Raw genomic sequence first — 1,442 nt, 5'->3', positions numbered from 1 at the left:
CGCTCAGCCGACAAACCCGGACGGTTCACATACCCACGCGCCAACTGAACCCCGGCCAGATACAGCTCACCCGCAACACCCACCGGAACCGGACGCAGGCCGGCGTCCAGCACGTAGGCTGCCGTGTTCGCCACCGGGCGGCCGATCGGCACGGGCCCCGTGGAGGGGGCGTCGCCGGGCGCCAGGGTGTACGTGATGCACCCGACGGTCGCTTCCGTCGGTCCGTACTCGTTGACGACCGCGGCACCGGGCCGGCGGCTGCGCCACTCCTCCAGGACCTCACCGAGCAGCATCTCGCCCCCGACGACGAGATCACCCGTCGGGGAGAACTCCTCGGGCTGCGAGGCCAACAGCGCCAGGTGGGCAGGGGTCACCTTGAGGAAGGTGGGGCGCTCGGCACCGGTCGCGTGGTCGTCGATGTCCGCCACCCGCACGCAACCGCCGGAGATCAGCGGGGCGTACAGGGCAGTGACCGTCAGGTCGAAGGAGACGGGCGAGTGCAGCAGCGCGGTCCCGTCCACCGACGTGTAGCGCGACCGGGCATGCTCCAGGTATTCCGCCAGGGCGTTGTGCGGCACGGCGACGCCCTTGGGTGTGCCCGTGGAGCCCGAGGTGTAGATGACATAGGCGGGGGTGTCGCCGTGGAGCGGGTGCAGCCGATCGGCGTTCGTGATGTCCGTATCCGGGAAGGTCGGATCAGCCGTGGCGGTCAGAGCGGGGACGCTCTCGGGGAGGGTCCGCGCACCGTTCTCATCGGTGAGTGCGAGGACGGGGTCGGCGTCGGCGAGCATGTAGTGAATGCGCTCGGCGGGATAGTCGGCGTCGATCGGGACGTACGAGGCGCCCGATTTGAGCACCGCGAGTACGGAGACGACGAAGTCGGTGGACCGGGGCAGCAGCACGGCGACCCGGCGCTCGGGGCCCGCACCGTGGGTGATCAGTGTTCGGGCGAGCCGGTTGGCCCGGGCGTTGAGCTGCTCGTAGGTGAGGACGTCGTTGCCGTCGACGACGGCTGCGGCGTGCGGGGTCCGCCGGGTCTGCTCTTCGAACCGGTCGATGGTCAGTGCTGCCGGCTCGCGGTGTTCGGCACGGCCGAAGTGCTCGAGGACCTGGTGCCGTTCGTCGGCATTCAGCAGGTCGAGGCGGCCGACGGGGAGGTCCGGGTCGGTGGCGAGGGCTTCGAGGACCTTGTCGAAGCGGGCCATGATGCGCCCGGCTTCGGTCTCATCGAAGAGGTCCGGCTGGTAGTTCAGCCTCACGCCGAGTTCGGTGCCGGGCAGTACGACCAGGGACAGGGGGTAGTGGGCGGCGTCCACGACCTGGGCGCCGGCGAATTCGAGGCCGGTACGAGCGACGGCCTGGGCGAACTCGGCACTGTCCAGGGGATAGTTCTCGAAAATCATCGAGGTGTCGAAGAGTTCGCCGATACCGGCAAGCTCCTG

General features: G+C 69.4%; 1 protein-coding gene. It reads right to left on the bottom strand.

Annotation, left to right across the window (positions count from 1 at the left end; genetic code table 11):
* On the bottom strand, window positions 1–1,442 hold a 1,442-nt coding region (locus ACZ5WG_RS40800; RefSeq protein WP_468729705.1), incomplete at both ends, for an AMP-binding protein.

Source organism: Streptomyces sp. NPDC032745 (assembly GCF_055579465.1).
This window is presented reverse-complemented; position numbering and strand designations above follow the sequence as displayed.